This window comes from Enterococcus italicus DSM 15952 (assembly GCF_000185365.1).
Lineage (GTDB): Bacteria > Bacillota > Bacilli > Lactobacillales > Enterococcaceae > Enterococcus_G > Enterococcus_G italicus.
On the sequence record NZ_GL622241.1, the window covers coordinates 1,353,449 to 1,369,502 of the forward strand.

General features: G+C 40.6%; 9 protein-coding genes and 1 other annotated feature. Of the genes, 3 read left to right on the forward strand and 6 right to left on the reverse strand.

Annotated features, from left to right (window positions below):
• Positions 1 to 445: 445 nt before the first annotated feature.
• Positions 446 to 1,453: a tryptophan--tRNA ligase gene (gene trpS, locus HMPREF9088_RS06355; RefSeq protein ID WP_040366586.1), complete on the forward strand. Its 1,008-nt coding sequence runs from the start codon at positions 446 to 448 to the stop codon at positions 1,451 to 1,453.
• Positions 1,454 to 1,515: 62 nt separating this feature from the next.
• Here the strand turns inward: trpS and pheT are convergent, their stop codons facing one another.
• The 5 genes from pheT to HMPREF9088_RS06380 form a co-directional block, all read right to left on the reverse strand.
• Positions 1,516 to 3,936: a phenylalanine--tRNA ligase subunit beta gene (pheT, locus tag HMPREF9088_RS06360; protein WP_007208347.1), complete on the reverse strand. Its 2,421-nt coding sequence runs from the start codon at positions 3,934 to 3,936 to the stop codon at positions 1,516 to 1,518.
• Positions 3,937 to 3,940: 4 nt separating this feature from the next.
• On the reverse strand, positions 3,941 to 4,984 hold the full coding sequence (pheS, locus tag HMPREF9088_RS06365; protein WP_007208348.1) for a phenylalanine--tRNA ligase subunit alpha: 1,044 nt from the start codon (positions 4,982 to 4,984) through the stop codon (positions 3,941 to 3,943).
• A gap of 46 nt (positions 4,985 to 5,030) precedes the next feature.
• Positions 5,031 to 5,234: a binding site (T-box leader), on the reverse strand.
• A 50-nt stretch (positions 5,235 to 5,284) separates the two neighbouring features.
• Positions 5,285 to 5,602 (reverse strand): winged helix-turn-helix transcriptional regulator, encoded by a 318-nt coding sequence (locus HMPREF9088_RS06370; RefSeq protein ID WP_007208349.1) that lies wholly within the window; start codon positions 5,600 to 5,602, stop codon positions 5,285 to 5,287.
• Between the two features lie 77 nt (positions 5,603 to 5,679).
• On the reverse strand, positions 5,680 to 9,363 hold the full coding sequence (addA, locus tag HMPREF9088_RS06375; protein WP_143139669.1) for a helicase-exonuclease AddAB subunit AddA: 3,684 nt from the start codon (positions 9,361 to 9,363) through the stop codon (positions 5,680 to 5,682).
• Positions 9,347 to 12,898 carry a PD-(D/E)XK nuclease family protein gene (locus tag HMPREF9088_RS06380; RefSeq protein WP_007208351.1) on the reverse strand — a complete coding sequence of 1,184 codons (3,552 nt, stop codon included), beginning with the start codon at positions 12,896 to 12,898 and terminating at the stop codon, positions 9,347 to 9,349. Before HMPREF9088_RS06380 ends, addA begins: the two co-directional genes overlap by 17 nt.
• Positions 12,899 to 13,086: 188 nt before the next feature.
• Here HMPREF9088_RS06380 and HMPREF9088_RS06385 point away from each other — a divergent pair, with 188 nt between their 5' ends.
• Together HMPREF9088_RS06385 and HMPREF9088_RS06390 are read left to right on the forward strand one after the other, a co-directional pair.
• Entirely contained in the window at positions 13,087 to 13,608 is a 522-nt protein-coding gene (locus tag HMPREF9088_RS06385; RefSeq protein WP_040366590.1) for a DUF308 domain-containing protein, read from the forward strand.
• Between the two features lie 27 nt (positions 13,609 to 13,635).
• Positions 13,636 to 14,313 (forward strand): YoaK family protein, encoded by a 678-nt coding sequence (locus HMPREF9088_RS06390; RefSeq protein WP_007208353.1) that lies wholly within the window; start codon positions 13,636 to 13,638, stop codon positions 14,311 to 14,313.
• 151 nt (positions 14,314 to 14,464) lie between these two features.
• Here HMPREF9088_RS06390 and thrC read toward each other — a convergent pair whose 3' ends face one another.
• Positions 14,465 to 15,958 carry a threonine synthase gene (gene thrC / locus HMPREF9088_RS06395; RefSeq protein ID WP_007208354.1) on the reverse strand — a complete coding sequence of 498 codons (1,494 nt, stop codon included), beginning with the start codon at positions 15,956 to 15,958 and terminating at the stop codon, positions 14,465 to 14,467.
• Positions 15,959 to 16,054: the final 96 nt, after the last annotated feature.

Below are 16,054 nucleotides of genomic sequence, written 5' to 3' on the forward strand. Positions count from 1 at the left end.
CTCGTATACGGGATTGCTAAAGCAACCGATTTGCAATCAACACTTGGCTTTTTGGAAGTATAGGGGTTCCCACCTTTATTACCTATCTTGTGATTGCAATTGAGATTGTAGGCGGAATTTTATGATTGGTGGTATTTTAGTACCTCTAGTTGCATTAGGATTCGTCTGTGTTTTAGCAAATGTAGTATAAAAACTTCTACTGGCATAAGTAGCGAAGCTAAAAAAAGATCAACTCATATAATTACCAGTTTAATTAGAAAAAAGCAAGGTACATCCAGTTACCTTGCTTTTTTTTTGCATGGACTTCTCTCAGATGCGACCGAATAGGAGGCCAAGTCGTAATCGTTGCTACAAAATTTTCTACTCAGAACCAATGATGCTTTGTTGTCATCATCTTGAAAAAAAGGTAAGATAAAGTTAATCATTTAAAGAAAAGGTGAATAATTTGAATACAATACTTACTGGGGACCGCCCCACCGGCCAACTTCACTTAGGGCATTATGTTGGTTCATTAAAAACACGCGTTGCCATGCAAGAAGATGTCGAGAATAAATTATTTATTATGGTCGCTGACGTACAAGCATTGACAGATAATGCAAAGAATCCTGAAAAAGTAGCGAAAAATGTCTTACAAGTCGCTCTGGATTATTTAGCTGTCGGCTTAGATCCGAAAAAATCTACTCTATTTGTTCAATCACAAATTCCAGAATTAGCTGAATTGACAATGTATTACGCAAATTTAGTTAGTGTCAATCGATTGAAGCGTAACCCCACAGTCAAAGCTGAAATCGAGCAAAAACAATTCGGTGAAGGTGTACCGACTGGCTTCTTCATCTACCCAATCTCACAGGCGGCAGATATCACTGCCTTTAAAGCCAATCTTGTTCCTGTGGGTGAAGACCAAAAGCCGATGCTGGAACAAACTCAAGAAATTGTTCATTCATTTAACACCACCTATCGCGAAGTCTTAGTTAATCCAAAAGCCGTTTTACCTCCAAAAGGCATGGGGCGCCTTCCTGGTATCGATGGCAATGGTAAAATGAGTAAATCTCTAGGCAACGGGATCTACTTAGCTGACTCAGCAGATACTCTTAAGAAAAAAGTTATGAGTATGTATACAGACCCGAATCATATTCATGTCGAAGACCCAGGGAATGTCGAAGGCAACATGGTCTTCACTTATCTAGACGTTTTTGGCGAGGATAAAGCATATATTGAAGAACTTAAAAATCACTATCGCCAAGGTGGATTAGGTGACGTAAAAATTAAACGCTACTTAATTGATGTATTAGAAGCGACGTTTGGTCCGATTCGTGCCAGACGTGAAGAATTGGCGAAAGATCCTGAATACGTGATGTCCGTATTGCAACAAGGAAGTGAAAAAGCCCGTGAAGTCTCTGCGCAGACTTTATCTGAAGTAAAACAAGCCATGGGCATTCAATACTTTGCATAATCAATGCAAATGAAAAATACCTATCAAGCAGTTTGGAAACAAACAACTTGATAGGTATTTTTTTATCGGATGACAGCTTTAAGTGATTCTTGTAGATTTTTCTCTACTTTTTGCATTGCTTTTTGAATTTCTTCGTCTGTCAGCGTCGTTTCTGGGTTACTAAAAGTTAATGAGTACGCAAGAGATTTCATGCCTTTTTCGATTGAAGAACCTTGGTACACATCAAATATTTTCACTTGAGTCAAATATTTACCAGCTACTGCTTGAATGGCATCAACTACATCTTGATTGGCCACGTCATCTTTTACCAACATGGCAATATCACGACTGACGCTTGGGTATTTCGATACGGATTGATAGCGTACCTCGCCAACAGAAAGCGCGATAACCGCTTCTAGATTCAGCTCAGCAACATATGTTTCGGCAATGTCATATTCTTTTGCAGTCGCAGGATGAACTTGACCGATGAAGCCAATGCGGTGATCTTCGTAGTAGATATCCGCTGTTCTACCTGGGTGAAGTTCTGCGATAGCATCTGTCGCAACAAAACGAATTGCCTTTGTTAAAGATAGACTGTCAAATAATGTTTCTAACACTCCTTTTAATTGATAAAAATCAACCGCTTGTGGTTTTGTTTGCCAGTCTTTGCTTTTGATTTCACCCGTTAGCGCAAAGGCAAGATGTGTTTCTTCTTTTGGTAGTTCTTTTTTAGGATTGCCTGCTTGATAAAAGACGCGACCTACTTCATAGAAAGCAAGTGATTGGTTCTTTCTCGCGATATTATAAGCCAAGTCATCTAACAACCCGCTAATTAAATTCATTCGTAATACAGCACGGTCTTCGGTCATCGGCCAGTCAAGACGTGTTGGTTCACTTGCTTGCATGGTAAATTGATTGGATTTTTTTTCAGTCGTTAAGGCATAGCTGATTGCTTCTGAAAAGCCAGCGCCTTCGATTACATTACGAATGGCTCTTGTGATGCGTTGGGAACGAGTCAATGCACCAGCGACTGTCTCGCCAGTTGGTAAGGTTGAAGGTAAACGATCATAGCCATAGATACGAGCCACTTCTTCAATGATATCTGCTTCAATGCTGATATCCCAGCGACGAGGTGGAATCGATACCGTGTATTCTTCCCCTGTTAGTTCATAGGCAAATCCTAGTGCATCAAAAATCCCTCCGACACCAGCTAGTGACAAAGATGTACCTAAGTAGCGATTAATGCGATCCAATTTAATGGATACAGTTACGTCTTTTGGCTCCACATGACTAGCGACTACTGCCTCTTTTAAGACCGTACCTCCAGCTAATTTGGCAATCATCGCAGCTGCGACATCACATGCTTGAGCGACTGTTGCTTGATTGATGCCTTTTTCAAAACGCGCAGATGATTCACTACGCAAATGGAATTGTTTGGCTGAACGACGAATTGAAATCGGATCAAATAGCGCTGCTTCTAACGCGACAGTTGTCGTTTCAGGCACGATTTCTGAGTCCAGGCCGCCCATCACACCGGCTAAAGCAATCGGTTTTTCGCCATTGGTAATCACTAATGATTCCGGTGATAAAACCCGTGTTTCCCCGTCCAGAGTCACTAATTCTTCTTTATCAGTAGCCTGACGGACAACAATTTCTTTTGATCCGATTCGGTCGTAATCAAAAGCATGTAATGGTTGACCAAATAGCAATAGAATATAATTGGTTACATCAACGACATTATTGATTGGGCGAATGCCTGCATTCATTAGGCGATTTTGTAACCAGACAGGACTCGGCGCAATCGTCACATCTTCAATAATGCGCACTTGATAAGCTGGAACGAGTTGTTCATCGGTCACACGCACTGCGATTTTTTCACTTGCAGGCTGATCACTTTCAACCAACACTTCATCAGAAAATTTCGGTGTTTGATTATAGATGGCACCCACTTCATATGCCACACCCCGCATGCTTAATGCATCAGCTCGATTTGGCGTGATAGATAATTCGATGATACTATCATCCATCTCTAAGTATGGAAAAACACTCTCACCCGGTGTTGCGTCAGCTGGTAAATAATAAATGCCTTCTGAGTATTCTTTTGGAACTACACTGTCACTAATACCTAGTTCTTGTAGTGAACAGATCATACCATTTGATACTTGTCCGCGCATTTTTCCTTTTTTAATTTTTACATTGTCTTTAATTCTGGCACCAGGTAACGCAACAATAACTTTGACACCAGCTTTGATGTTAGGCGCGCCACATACGATTTGGGACAATTCTTCTCCACCGACGTCGACTTGACAAACGTGTAAGTGGTCTGAGTCAGGATGATCGATGCATTCAACGACATTTCCGACAACCAAATTCTTCAAGCCTGCCTCTGGGACGGTCACTCCTTCTACTTCTATCCCAGTGACCGACATTTTATCAGCTAGTTCATTGGGTGTAACACTTCCCAGATCAACTAATTCATTCAACCATTTATATGAAACGAACATGTACTTACTCCCCCTTGAATTGAGTCAAGAAACGACTATCATTTAAATAAAAATTACGGATATCATTGACTCCATAACGCAACATTGCAATCCGGTCTGGACCTAAGCCAAATGCAAAGCCACTATATTCTTCAGGATCAATTCCTGACATTTTTAAGACATTTGGATGCACCATACCAGCACCGAGAATTTCAATCCAACCGGTATGCTTGCAGACATTGCAGCCTTCACCGCCACATTTGAAGCAGCTAACGTCAACTTCTACAGATGGTTCTGTGAATGGGAAGTAGCTAGGACGAAGACGAATTTTTCGATCTTCACCAAACATTTTTTTCATTAATACTTCTAGTGTTCCTTTTAAATCACCCATTGTGACATTTTTGTCAATAACTAGTCCTTCAATTTGGTGGAATTGATGACTATGTGTAGCATCATCGGTATCACGTCGGAACACTTTTCCTGGTGAAACCATTCGTAATGGTCCTTTAGAAAAATCGTGTGTTTCCATCGTCCGTGCTTGGACAGGCGACGTATGTGTACGAATCAGTAATTCTTCCGAAATATAAAACGTATCTTGCATATCGCGCGCTGGATGGTCTTTAGGTAAGTTCATGCGTTCAAAGTTATAATGATCTTGCTCGACTTCATTGCCTTCGATGACTTGATAGCCCATACCGATAAAAATATCTTCAATTTCTTCCATAATTTGAGTTAACACATGACGTGTTCCGCGATTTACTTGCTTACCTGGCAGCGTAACATCGATGGTTTCTTCTGCTAAAGCTTTGTTTAACGCAGCTTGTTCCAACTGTGCTTTTCGTTCTTCGATTCGTTGACTTAGATTATCACGAATTTCATTGGCGAAGCTTCCTACTTTTGGGCGTTCTTCGGCAGAAAGATCTTTCATCCCTCGTAATACTTCGGTAATTGGACCTTTCTTGCCTAATGTTTCGACACGAATTTGATTTAAATCAACTAGATCTTTCACTGATTCAATTTTACTAAGTGTTTCTTCTTTTAGCTTCTCCAGCTTCTCTTGCAATGACATGGACTTGTTCCTCCCTTTTCCACAATAAAAAAAGCCTCTCGTTCCATAAAGGAACGAGGGCTCGCGATACCATCCTAATTCGTGAATTACTCACGCACTTCATTACTTAACGACAGAATTGCCGGCTTGAATCAATCAAGCAAACTCCGGAAGTGAACTTCATCTTTCGTAAATTGTGCTTACTCTCAGTCTATGATAAGCTTCCCTGATCAATCACAAAAAGACTACTCTTTTCCATCAACATTTTTTGGTTTCATTTTGTTATGTGTAAATTCTACTAAAGAAATGACGAAAAATCAACTAGCTTTCCGGATGGCACCATTCTTCGCTCCATATTTTGACCGATTCAAAGCTTTCTTGTAAGCCTAATCCTTTGTCAGTTAATCGGTAATGACTATCGCTTTTTTCGATGATGCCTTCATCTTCTAAATCACGCAGTCGTTCAGATAACACCCGATCACTTAGCATTGGGATTTTTTTAGACAATTCAACAAAACGTTGTTCTTGTTGTTCGAGCAAAACTTGGATGATTAGTCCGTTCCATTTCTTTCCTAAAATTGAAAAGGCTTTTTCAAATTTAGGACAAAGAGTATAATCACATTTTTCTACTTCTATCATTTCAATCACCTCTTTATTGGTATTCTATCATAATTCTTACCAATTGTAAGAAGTAGTGCTCAGGGCACAGCATACCTTTATAAGGTTACCATTTTTTTCTGAGAAAGCAAGATAAGATAAACAGATTCTACTGGTTTTTTTAGTGCGTTTTGCAATGCTTCTTTATAGAGCATTAATTGGCCCCGGTAGCTATCAATAAGTGCTTCTTCAGTTTTAGCTGCTGAGATGTGATCGGTTTTAAAATCATACAAAATCACTTCGTCCTCAAATTCTATGTAGCCATCGATAATTCCGTGAATCAACACTTCTGCGTCATCGTCGCCAAAGTTATGATAGATTGTTTTCGCTTGCCGCAACATAGAAAATGGCTGCTCACGCTGCACACAATCAGCATGTAGGCTCATCATTTTTCTCAAATCCGACTCATAAAACCACCACAACGCCTCGTGGTCAATGGCCGCAATCAGGTCATCCGGAAATCCTTGGTGAAGGTAAAATTCTTCAAGCCACGCATCAAACGCTACTCTCTCCCAGTCAGTCGCTAATGGCAAGTGCTGTAAAATACGGTGAGTCGCTTGGCCGATGAACGTCGGATCAAGACGCTTGGTTTTCATAAATTCTGGGACAGCTAGTCCTTGATTGACCAGTCGATAGCCTTTTTTGTCCTCTTGGGATGCAAACCAGTCATACCGATTATCCTCCATGTCATCTGGATCTTGATAGAGTCGCTTGATTTCTGAGACGGACTGGTAGCTTGTCGTCATTGTCGCTTTTTGATGTGGGTATTGAAAGTCTAAGCGTCTTTGCAACACAGTCGGTATCGTTTCATACTCTTTAGCCGTCTCTAAAGTCGGATGAGTGACGTGTAATTGAGCAAACCATGTGCTTCTTTGCTCTAAAATTTCTTCGGCTGTATACCAATGAAGGGCAAATTTTGCTGGATGGTCAATTGTTTTTACGATTGACTCCGCATGCTCAAAATACTGCTGCATCTTTGGATGACGGACCAATGTTTTGCCTATCCAATCCATTAATGAAGTCTTGCTTACTAAGCGGCTTGCTTCATCTAAAAATTGCTCTTCTTCATATTGAACAGTCAACCATTTTTTGTAGGCTTCTTGTTTGTTTTTATAAGATCCTACTAAATACAACTTTTGCTCGGCTCGCGTCAAGGCGACATAAAGCTTACGCATTTCTTCAGATAATAGCTTTCTTAGTTTCACTTGCTTCAATGCCACAAAGGGAAGCGTCGCATAGTGGACACGTTGCGAGGATAGGTATTGGATTCCTATCCCTTCGTTCTCATCCAATAAATAGTTTTTCCGTAAATCTTGCATATTTAATTCTTTCGTTGCATCCATCAAAAAGACGACTGGAAATTCTAGTCCTTTACTAGCATGAATGGTCATGACTCTCACTGCATCACCGGTCATTTCAGCGACTGGTTCGACCAAATCCTTGTCTTTTTCGCGCATTTTTTCGACAAACCGAATAAATTGATATAACCCTCTAAAACTCGTCTTTTCATAATCCTCGGCTCGGGACACTAGCGCCATTAAGTTGGCATAGCGCTGCTTACCAGATGGCAACCCAAGCATGAAATCAGGATAGGCCGTCTCATCATAAATCAGCCATAATAAATCAGCCACGGCTACTTTACGGGCTACTTTTCGCCAACGCTCCAATTGATTGGCAAACTTCTGCACTTTTCTTTGCAAAGGATCATTGACGTCGTCGGTGCCATTTTTTAAATACACTTGAAATGCTTGGTAGAATGTCACATCGCGCTTAGCAAGTCGCAATGTGACTAATTGATCTTCAGTCAGTCCAACAATTGGCGAGCGCAACACACTGACAAAAGGAATGTCTTGTAAGGGATTGTCAATAATTTGTAACAAGCTCAATATCACTTGAATTTCAGTCGTTTGAAAATAGTTTTGGGCATCGTTAAGTTCAAGCGGTAGCTCATACTCTTTAAAAATATCAACCATCTTTAAATGATTGCCTCTAGTCGGTGTCAAGAGCACGATATCAGCATAGCGAATCGGCCGCATGGTCATCGACTTGCGATCCAGAATGGTCTGCTGATTGTTAAGTAATTGGCAAATCTTTTGCGCGACCAAATGGATTTCACCTTCTGCTTTTGTATCAAAGAAAGCAAGCTCCTCTTCATTTTCTTTTTCATAGAGTAAAATTTCTGGTTCAAAAAATTCGCTTTGATCTTCATAATAGGTTGCCCCAGCGACCAGTTTTGCTTCATCTTGGTAATCGATTTGGCCTACTTTCCGATCCATTAGTTGTTCAAAAATAAAATTGGTAAACGACAACACTTCTTCACGTGAGCGGAAGTTTTCTCGTAAATCAATTTTTTCCCCATCTTGGTGCTGCCGATAGTGATCATACTTATCAATGAATAACGTCGGGTCGGCAAGACGAAACGAGTAAATCGATTGTTTTACATCGCCGACCATAAATAAATTCCCCGGATTGGCTTGTGCCACCCTTTCAAGGATTGCTTGTTGCAAGCGATTGATATCTTGGTACTCATCCACTAAGACTTCTGAGAAGTGTTGACGGTAAAAAGTCTGTGGTGAGACATCGGCTTGTTCATTCGTCAATATCGCCAATGTCCAATGCTCTAAATCATTGAAATCCAACAGTCCTTTTTCCAATTTCCGCTGTTGAAACCGCTCAGCAAATAACTCAGTCAGTCGCGAAATTTCTTTCACAAGTGGTTGCGATTGACGCATTAAGTCACCCATCACTTTCGGATCATAAGGAAAGTATTCTTTCATTGTGTCAAACTGACTTTTGACTTCATCTCTGATCCGTTTGATAGGTTCAGATAGGATCTTCACTTCTTCTTTGCGGTAACTCGGGTATCGTTTAGCAAAAATGGGAGTCGTCAGGCGCACGTACATGTCATCAATTTGGTCAGAAAGGATGGCCTCTTTTAAAGCCACTAGTTGTTCGAATTCAGCTGCAAGTAATTGATAGGCTTTTTCTAATAAGGCTTCAACTTCACTTTGTTGCATCGCGCGCTGCAAGCGATTGACCATAGTCGTAATAAGCTCGACAAGTGCAGGCTTAATGATTGACTGATAAATTGGCAAATCAGCAATCGACTGCCCACTCTCATAAGCCTGACTCAGCTTTCTAAGCCAGACATCTGGCTGTGGATTCGCTCTTGAAAATTGAAAGACGCGTAAAATCATTTCTGTGACTGGTTCATCTGAACGGTCACTTGAAAAGTTTTGTAGTAACTGAAAGAACTCAGGACGTGAGGCGTCGTATTCCTCTTCCATTAATTCATTCCACACATCTTCTTGAATCAGTAGCGCTTCTGTTTCATCCGTTAATAAGCGAAAACCAGGGTCTAATTCGACTAAGTAATAATAGCGACGAATAACTTTGAGACAAAACGAATGCAGTGTTGAGATTTGCGCCATTGGTAAGAGCGTCAATTGTTTGCGAAAATGCTGAATCATCGCTTCTGACCTCGCCTGCTGAATGGTTTTGTGTAATTCGGTTTCGATTCGTTGCTTCATTTCTCTGGCGGCAGCTTCTGTAAAAGTCACGACTAATAGTTCATCGATATTCACACCGTTTTTCAGCTTTTCAATCACGCGCTGAACCAAGATCCGCGTCTTGCCTGACCCAGCAGACGCAGAAACTAGTAGATGGTGATCTGTTTCGAAGATTGCTTGCCACTGATCATCAGTAAACATGAATCCTTCAGGCTTTTTAGGAATGCTCATGATTGCCCTCCTCCATTTTTTGAATCGCCGCGTTTTTAGATAGCGTCTCGATTTTGTGATAATTATTTTCAGGTAACATGGCATCAAACGTGCAAACCGATCGAAACGGACAATGCTGACATGCTCGTTTTTGGTTTTTGAGTTGTAAAGTAGGATTTAAAGAAATGGTTCCTTGCAATAATTTTTCGGCACTTTGCTTCATCATTTGCCGATTGTGATCGAGTAAAACGTTTAATTCATCCTCTGTATAAAATTTATCTTTGCTTTGAGACACTATTTGATAGTGCTCATCTTTGTCCATGCGAATTGGAAAGACATCTGAGTTTTGTGATTTCTCTAGAGACTGATCATACGCCTGATAGAGTGAGGCATCATTCATAAAAATGCCGGTATACTTGTATTTTTTCAGTCGCTGTTGATCAAGATTTTCCTCTTCTTTCAAGATTGGATCTTGTACATGCAAGTAAAAGGCGCCCGCTGGTTTGGCAGTTTCTTGTCCAATTAGCTCGGCTGCATCCATTAAAGCTACATCTAAATAGGTCAACAGCTGCATCGCTAACCCGTAATAGGCATCAGTGATCGAAAAATCATGGGCACTCGATTTGTAGTCCACCACGCCGATATAAGCTTGATCGCCAACGTACACATGATCAATGCGGTCAATCTTGCCCCTGACATGGAGCTTACCACCATTATTTAACGGAATTTCTAGTCCGCTAATGCCTTTCTTCGCTGCAATTTGGCCAAATAATACTTCGGTCTGTGCAGGACTAAATTTTGAGCGTTTCGCTTGCTCTTGGATGACCCAAGAGACCCGCTGAATGGTTTGGGATAGTTGATGGTATAAAAACATCATCCGCGACGAGCTCGCTAATATTTGATAGCGTGCATCGCCAAAAATACTTTTCAACACTTCCTCGACCAAAGACTGCCTCATTTCTTCTGTCAAATTGGTCAACGATAACTGATCACGGATCAATAGACTTAAAAAGCGATCCAAGGCATCATGGAAAAATTCACCCGTAACAGCCGAAGTTAAGCCGTAAATATCGCGTTCCTTTAAGCGTAAGCCGTACTGGACGAAGTAGCGGTATTCACAGTTGTGATACGTCTCTAGTCGAGAGACCGAGCTATAAAGAGAGGACCCGTACAGTTTTTCAGCCTGCTCTTTCGTTAATGAAACAGGAATATTTTGAAAATCACTACTCATAAAGACCATTTCTGCTACTTCACGTAACGGCGACTGCAAGACCTTTTGTTTCAATTGACGCCACACTGTCGGTAATGGCAGTTTTTCTTGCTTAGATTGGCGTTCAATCTGACTAATCCGGCGAATCAGACCGCGATAGGTGCCGACTACTTCGGTCGGTACTATTTCTTTTTTTAGACTCGCTTTTTTTGTAGCGGTGACCATCTGCCAGTCGAGTAATCGCTGAATATAGGGCGACGGCTTGACGAATTGTTCAGTCTCTGAGCTAGCTGGGTAGCTGAGATACGTCCGCTTCGCTCCAGCCAAAAGTAAACTATAGCCGACATGTGGTTCTTTTCTTAGATTTTCTTTGACTGGGTCCATTAGTCGTTCACCTAAAAGTTGTTCGTTTAACCATTCTCTTTCATTTGAGTCAAGTAAGGTTTGATTTTCTTGCTTTCTAGGTAATGCTGTCTCGGTCGCACCTAAGACAAAAACGACATCGGCCTGTGCAGGACGAGCAAGATCGATGCGATTGACTTGAACTTGATCGATGGACGTAGGGATTTTCCCAAAGGTCACATTCGTCAAACTATGAATTAACAAATTCGTATAGACAGACCAATCAAATGGCGTGTCCCCAAATAGATGGACAAACTCATCGAAAGTCGCCATTAATGCCGACCATGTTTGTTCATGATTGCGTGCTTGATCGAGTTCACCGGCTTGGACTGCTTCATTTCGCCAAGCGAGCAATTGCTGATCGACCCCATTTTTTAGTAAGAAGTCATACAGCATGCGTGTAGCTTCAGCGAACGTCTCAGCTTGCTTTATTTTGATTAAAAAACCATGGATGTCTCTACGAAACGCCTGCCGTAGCTTGTTGGTTTTTAGTGATAGATCCGTCGTTTCGACAGGCATCTCCTGCTCTGCATCAAAAGAATAGACTTGCCAATCTTTCGCAGAAATCCATCGTTTGCCATGGAAATTTTGGGCAAGCGCGATGTTTTCTGTCACATCAATCAACTGTTGAAATTGTATTTGTTGTCTCGAAAAATCAGGATAGGCTTCTTTTACATAGTGTGGGACATACAATTCTGTACGATACAAACGAATAATATCAGTCAAACGATAATAATACCGATCCAAATCCACGATAGTCTCCAAAAACTGAACCAATGGATGCTGGACCATCTTTTTCTTTTCATTGACATAGACTGGAATCTCATACTCAGCAAAGATACTAGCTAAATACGGTCGGTACTTATCTTCCTCAGCTAAAAAAAGCTGGATATCTTTATACGTCTTCTCTTTGCCTAACTCGGTCTCGCCAGCCACTATTCGCCTGATTTCCAAGGCGACTTGATGCATCTCTGTTTGGATGGAATCAGCTTGCCACACATGGAGGTAATCATCCACGGCTTTGTCTTTTATGAAAGTCTGTCCATTTTGCGTCTGGCGGAAAAATTGCTCCACCACAAAGCGATTATCCGATTGATCGTTCGCCACCACTTTGTTATCAAAAAGAATCGGAATGCTTTGGTCTTTTGCGAAATTCAAGAAATAATCATACGTTTTTTGTGCATCAAAAAATAAATCCAACGGTGACGTATTCAGTGCCGGGTGATCTAAAAGCAAGTCAATTTTCACCTGTCCGAGCTGCATCAGCGTTGCGATTAAGCCTTTTTCATCTGGTTTAAAGGACGAAAAGCCAGTAATGATAAACATCGTCTTTGAAAACTCACTCACATTTATGAGCTTGCTCACCAAGTAATTGGTTAACTCAATCAAAGGCTGTGCAAGGGACACTTCTTTTTCAAGTAGCTGCTGCTCATACCGGCCAAAAATTTGAGATAGTTCATGCAGCTTTTCTTCGATTTCAGCTGATGCATTGTCCTTCTCACCCATTAAGTGTAATGCTTCAACTGACACGCCCCCTTGTTGAAACTCGGCATATAAAGAGACGAGTTGCTGGACAAACCCTAGCTTGCTAATCTCACCACGAAATAGCTGCAAATCTGCCTGGTGTTCAACTAGCACTTTTTGCATGATCATATTGGCACCTGACTCACTGATTGTCTGCTTTGTCTGATAGGTTTCGATTTCTTGCAGATAATACCAAGCTAATCGTTGAAAACTAAACACTTGCGCACGAATACTCGCAAAGCTCTCAGTTTGATCTTCTTTTAGTCCATGCAATAATGTCATTTCACGCTCAAATTTATTGTAGTTTGGAACCAAAAAAAAGACCTGATAATCAGTTCCTTTTTTTAGCCACTCCCGCGCCATTGTAAGGTATTCTTTTTGATGATCGACAAATCCATTACCTAAAATAAATTGTAATGACATACTCTTCCTCCTTACTTTGTTTGAGACTGTTCTCTTTATTTTACCATACGACTTCTTGAATGGAACAACAGATGACAATCAATTCAATTGCTGAAAACAAATGGAAAACAGCAATGATACCTTGCTATTCATTTCATTCTATGAAAAAATACGTTACAATAGAAAAAAAGAAAATGAGGTGCAAAAAAATGACACAATTTTTTGAAAAATTACAAAAATACGCGCTTTTACGTATGATTTTTTTGGTACTTATCGGAGGATTCATGCTTTTTCGACCAAATGAAATTTTTCATGGCGTCGTATACATAGTCGCCGGCTATACAGCATTTTTAGGTTTGCTAAATCTAGTCGTCGCTTTCCGCAACCGACAAGATGGCATGAGTAGTTTTGGCCTAATAAGTGGTGTGCTACTTTTGGTGGCTGCTTTAGCTATTTTGGTCCTTGCTAAACCAATCGTATCAATCATTCCAATCTTTTTTGGTATTCTATTTGTCATCTATGGTCTGGTAAAATTCGTCAAAAAGCCAGCTCGCCGAATTGTAAATGAGCCATCCCTACCTCGAAAGATTTTTTATCTCTTGATTCTATTGGTAGGAATCTTATTAATATTTAACCCATTCAAAACAGTTTTACTGGTTGCGCAAATTGCCGGAGCAGTAATTTTATTGATGGGAATTGAAGAAGGTATCAACTTCTTTAGACGCAACTAGAAAACATATTGAATCGAAGGTGACAAAATGAAAAATAATTTCCATGAGTTTCGGTCTGTTGGGCTTTTATTGACGTTTATAGGCGGCGCTGTGGACTTATACACCTATACGCATTACGGCGCATTCGCCTCTGCCCAAACCGGTAACTTAGTACTATCAATTTCTCAAGCTGTAAATGGTGAGTGGAGTGGCACGGGCCAAAAATTATTATCGGTACTCTTTTTCTTTTTAGGCGTACTTACTGGTAAATTTATGATGCGCTATTTCAGACTAAAAGGCTGGGCATTTTGGCGCCTTATTATTTTGTACGGTGAAGCAATTTTATTTTTACTGATTAGTTTTAGAAGTATTAACTCCCATCCAACACTCGTTACGATGGCAATTTCTTTTGCGACTGCCGCCCAGTGGATCTCCTTTGATAAAATCAATGGCCGCGCCTATACTAGCCTATTCACAACAGGAAATATGAAAGGCCTGGCTGCAGGATTACATGATTATGTCGTGACAAGGGATAAGGCAGCGTTTGATACATTTATGCATTACTTGCTAGTAGTGGGTGCCTTTGTCGTCGGATCAATCTGTGCAGCATTCTCTTATCGCTTTTTCCATGAACAAGGAATATTTTTAGTGTCCATTCTCTTTTTCTACTTAGCGATTAGCCAAACAATCCTAGTGTTAAAATTTTACCGAAGCGATTATGAATAGATTTTCAGATGGTAGATAGACTTGTTTAAATCGAAGCAAAAAGACCATAAAATCCAGAAGTTGGTTCTCAAATTTCTGGATTTTATGGTTTTTTTATGTTTACTCGTCGTTTAAATCAAATTTAGTGACGACTAATTATATTCTACGTTGACTAGTCGATTACTAAAATCTCTTTGACACAGTCACGCATGCTTTGAATCGCCACTTCTCGCTCGTGGCGAATCGGCAAGCGGTACAAGTCACTAACTGCTTTCGGAACCGATAAGTTGGTTTGCTCAAAGACCAGCGTAATCCAGTCAAATTCAGATTCAGCTGTAGCGGTGTCATCAAGAGCGTGCGCCACTACTTGAGGGAATTTATAAGGACTGGCCGTCGATACAATGACCATCTTCGTTTGATCCCCTGTTTCTTCTTTGTACCGATCACTGACAGCTTTGGCTACTGCAGTATGTGGATCAAGCACATAGCCATGACGATCGAATTCTTGTGCAATGGTATCGTTTGTTTGTTCAAATGACGCAAAATCAGCATAGAATTCGCCTAATTTTTCACGCATCTCAGGAAGAATATCATACTTTCCTTGATCAGAAAGTGCGGCCATCAACTGCTGAATGGTTTGGACATTGTCACCACCGATTTCAAATAATAGTCGTTCCAAGTTACTAGAAATTAAGATATCCATTGATGGTGAAGACGTGACAAAAAATGGTCGATTGCGATCGTACGTACCTGTAGCAAAGAAATCCGTTAAGACATTGTTTGTATTGGATGCACAAATCAGCTTATTAATCGGCACACCGATGGCCTTTGCGTAGTGTGCCGCTAAGATATTACCAAAATTTCCAGTCGGTACAGTGACATTAATGGATTCGCCATTTTTGATTTCATCTTGCTTCACTAATTGTGCATAGGTATAGACATAGTAGACGACTTGTGGAATCAGGCGACCAATGTTGATAGAATTCGCGGAAGAAAATTGTTTGTTTTGACTAAGTAACTCTTTTCGTAATTGTTGATCATTAAACAATTCCTTGACTTTACTTTGAGCGTCGTCAAAGTTTCCCTCGACTGCAACAACATAAGTATTGTCGCCACGTTGCGTACGCATTTGTCGCTCTTGAATTTTGCTGACACCATCTTTTGGATAAAAGACAATAATCTTCGTACGAGGCACATCTGCAAAACCTTCCATTGCCGCCTTACCTGTATCACCAGAAGTCGCTGTCAAGATGACTAGCTCATTTTCGACGGCATTTTTCTTAGCGGCAGTCGTCATTAGATGTGGCAAAATCGACAAGGCCAAGTCCTTAAAGGCGATGGTCGGCCCATGAAACAACTCCAAATAACTATCTGATCCGACTGTTTTTAATGGCGCAATCAATGGCGTTTCGAACTTTTCATTGTAGGCATTTGTGATACAAGCTTTTAATTCCTCTTCAGTAAAATCTGTATAATAGGCGGCTAAAATTTCATAGGCCACCTCTTGATAGGTCGCATGCTGCAACACGTCAAAATCTAGTGTAATAGCTGGTTGCTTAACTGGTACATAGAGTCCGCCGTCTTCAGCTAATCCTTGAAGAATGGCTTGCGATGCTGTGACCAAATTTTTATCGTTACGGGTGCTTTTATAAAGTAGTTGTGACATAGTCTCCCCCTCTTATATCATTTTCGCATAATTTTCATCATTTTATCATTTAATTTCTGAATAAACTAGCATTTACGAAAAAATCGCGGAAAAAAG

Bases quoted from the DNA above. Each gene is read 5' to 3' on its own strand.
- pheT (WP_007208347.1), bottom strand. From the start codon at position 3,936: ATGTTCGTTTCATATAAATGGTTGAATGAATTAGTTGATCTGGGAAGT.
- pheS (WP_007208348.1), bottom strand. From the start codon at position 4,984: ATGTCATTGCAAGAGAAGCTGGAGAAGCTAAAAGAAGAAACACTTAGT.
- HMPREF9088_RS06370 (WP_007208349.1), bottom strand. From the start codon at position 5,602: ATGATAGAAGTAGAAAAATGTGATTATACTCTTTGTCCTAAATTTGAA.
- HMPREF9088_RS06380 (WP_007208351.1), bottom strand. From the start codon at position 12,898: ATGTCATTACAATTTATTTTAGGTAATGGATTTGTCGATCATCAAAAA.
- HMPREF9088_RS06385 (WP_040366590.1), top strand. From the start codon at position 13,087: ATGACACAATTTTTTGAAAAATTACAAAAATACGCGCTTTTACGTATG.
- HMPREF9088_RS06390 (WP_007208353.1), top strand. From the start codon at position 13,636: ATGAAAAATAATTTCCATGAGTTTCGGTCTGTTGGGCTTTTATTGACG.
- thrC (WP_007208354.1), bottom strand. From the start codon at position 15,958: ATGTCACAACTACTTTATAAAAGCACCCGTAACGATAAAAATTTGGTC.